General features: G+C 66.9%; 3 protein-coding genes. 2 read left to right on the top strand and 1 reads right to left on the bottom strand.

What is annotated here, in order from left to right; all coding sequences use genetic code 11:
• Window positions 1–251, bottom strand: a 251-nt coding sequence (locus tag AC1DY5_RS52785) for a CHRD domain-containing protein (protein WP_478122211.1), incomplete at its 3' end; no start/stop codon positions are given.
• 105 nt (window positions 252–356) lie between these two features.
• Here AC1DY5_RS52785 and AC1DY5_RS52780 point away from each other — a divergent pair.
• Both AC1DY5_RS52780 and AC1DY5_RS52775 read left to right on the top strand, forming a co-directional pair.
• Entirely contained in the window at window positions 357–902 is a 546-nt protein-coding gene (locus AC1DY5_RS52780) for a DUF924 family protein (RefSeq protein WP_478122210.1), read from the top strand.
• Between the two features lie 81 nt (window positions 903–983).
• A partial coding sequence (locus AC1DY5_RS52775; protein WP_478122209.1) for a methyl-accepting chemotaxis protein occupies window positions 984–2,127 on the top strand: 1,144 nt, incomplete at its 3' end.

The following is a 2,127-nucleotide window of genomic DNA, read 5'->3' as shown; positions in this document are numbered from 1 at the left end:
TGCGCCGCGGTGGCCGGTCCGCTCAAGCCCTCGTAGGTGATTTTGTACTTGAGCACGTTGGTGTCCTTGTTGAGCCAGGCCTCGGCCATGCCGCTGCCGCGCGTCATGTTGGGCGGCACCTCGCTGGCCGCATTCATGGCGCCGCTGAAGCTCGCGGTGTTCGACTTCGACATCATTCCGCAGCCCGCGAGGGCCGCCGTGGCGACACCCGCAACCAGGGCCAGGCGCAAGATTCTTCCGTATCGGGTCATGGGACCTCTCCATCGAGTTGTGATGCGTCAAGCTTAGGCAGTGGCGATCGTCCGCGATGTCGGCCACCGCCCCGACTTTCGAGACCCGATGGCATCATCCGCCGCATGAACACCCTTCCCTCTGCGAGCGAGGTCACCGCCTTCTGGCGCGATGCCGGCCCGCGCCGCTGGTTCGCCAAGAACGAGGCCTTCGATGCCGAATTCAAGGCCCGCTTCGAACCCGCACACCACCTCGCCGCCAGCGGCGCACTCGACCACTGGGCCGCCGACGCCGAAGGCGCGCTGGCGCTGCTGGTGCTGCTCGACCAGTTGCCTCGTAATGCCTGGCGCGGCAGCGGCCACATGTTCGCGACCGACGGCAGGGCGCTGGCGGTCGCGCAGGCGGCGATCGCGGCCGGATTCGACCAGCAGGTCGAGCCGGCGCTGCGCCCGTTCTTCTACCTGCCCTTCACGCATTCGGAATCACTGGCCGACCAGGAGCGCTCGGTTGTGCTGTGCCGGGCACTCGACGACAGCACGCAGCGCTTCGCCGTGCTGCATCGCGACATCGTGGCGCGCTTCGGTCGCTTTCCGCATCGCAATGCCGCCCTGGGACGCCGCAGCACGGCGGAAGAGCAGAAGTTTCTCGACGACGGCGGCTTCGCCGGCTGACGCCGCGAGCCGGGCTTCACATTTTCGGCCGCTTGCCGATATTCCTCTGACAGTCGGATGGGCCGACTTTGAGGAACTGACGTGAAAAACTGGAAGATCGGCACCCGGCTGGGTCTGGGATTCGGCCTTGTGCTGGCATTGATGGCGCTGATGACGGCGCTCGGCACCTGGCGCCTTCACGCGGTAACGGCCGCCGCCGAAGATATCACCCACCAGCCGCTGGCCAAGGAGCGGATCATCAGCGACTGGTACCGGCTGGTGGCGGTCGGCGTGCGCCGAACCACCGCCATCGCCAAGAGTGCCGACCCCTCGCTCGGCCCCTTCTTTGCCGAGGAAAGCGCGAACTCCACCAAGGAGGCGCAAGCCATGCAAAAGCAACTCGAGCCGCTGCTGGTCAGCGAAGAGGAAAAGGCGCTGTGGAAGGGATTCCAGGAGGTGCGGACAAAATACCTCGAAGGGCGAGACGCAGTGGTCAAGGCCAAGGCCGAGGGCACGATGGAGGAGGCCAATCGGGCACTGGACCGGCTGTTCATGCCCGCCGCCAGGATCTACCTGGATAAGGTCCAGCAACTGCTCGAGATGCAGCGACGATCGATCGACGGCACGGTGCTCCAGATCGGCGCCAACTACCGGGCCAGCCGCAACCTGCTGCTCGCGCTCGGGGCCTTCGTGCTGGGGCTGGGCAGCGTCTGCGCCTGGTGGCTCGCGGCCGGCATCACCCGGCCGCTAGGCCGGGCGGTGCAGGTGGCGCAGACGGTGGCCGGCGGCGACCTGACCAGCCGAATCGAGACCGGCGCGCGCGACGAGACCGGGCTGCTGATGCAGGCGCTGAAGCACATGAACGCCAGCCTGGCGAGGGTGGTCGGCGAGGTCCGCACGGGCACCGACACCATCGCCACGGCATCGAGCCAGATCGCGAGCGGCAACCAGGAYCTKTCYTCGCGYACCGAAGARCAGGCCAGCTCGCTGGARCAGACGGCAGCCTCGATGGAAGAACTCACCAGCACCGTCAAGCAGAACGCGGACAACGCACGTCAAGCGAATCAACTGGCCGTCTCGGCCTCCGAAGTGGCCGTCCGGGGCGGCAGCGTGGTCGGCCAGGTGGTCGGCACCATGGGCTCGATCAACGCCTCGTCGCGCAAGATCGTCGACATCATCGGCGTCATCGACGGCATCGCCTTCCAGACCAACATCCTGGCGCTGAACGCGGCGGTGGAAGCTGCAA

The organism is Variovorax sp. P4_D9 (genome assembly GCF_056401695.1).
This window is presented reverse-complemented; position numbering and strand designations above follow the sequence as displayed.

Coding starts and splice junctions, on each gene's coding strand:
- AC1DY5_RS52780 (WP_478122210.1), top strand. CDS start 357: ATGAACACCCTTCCCTCTGCGAGCGAGGTCACCGCCTTCTGGCGCGAT.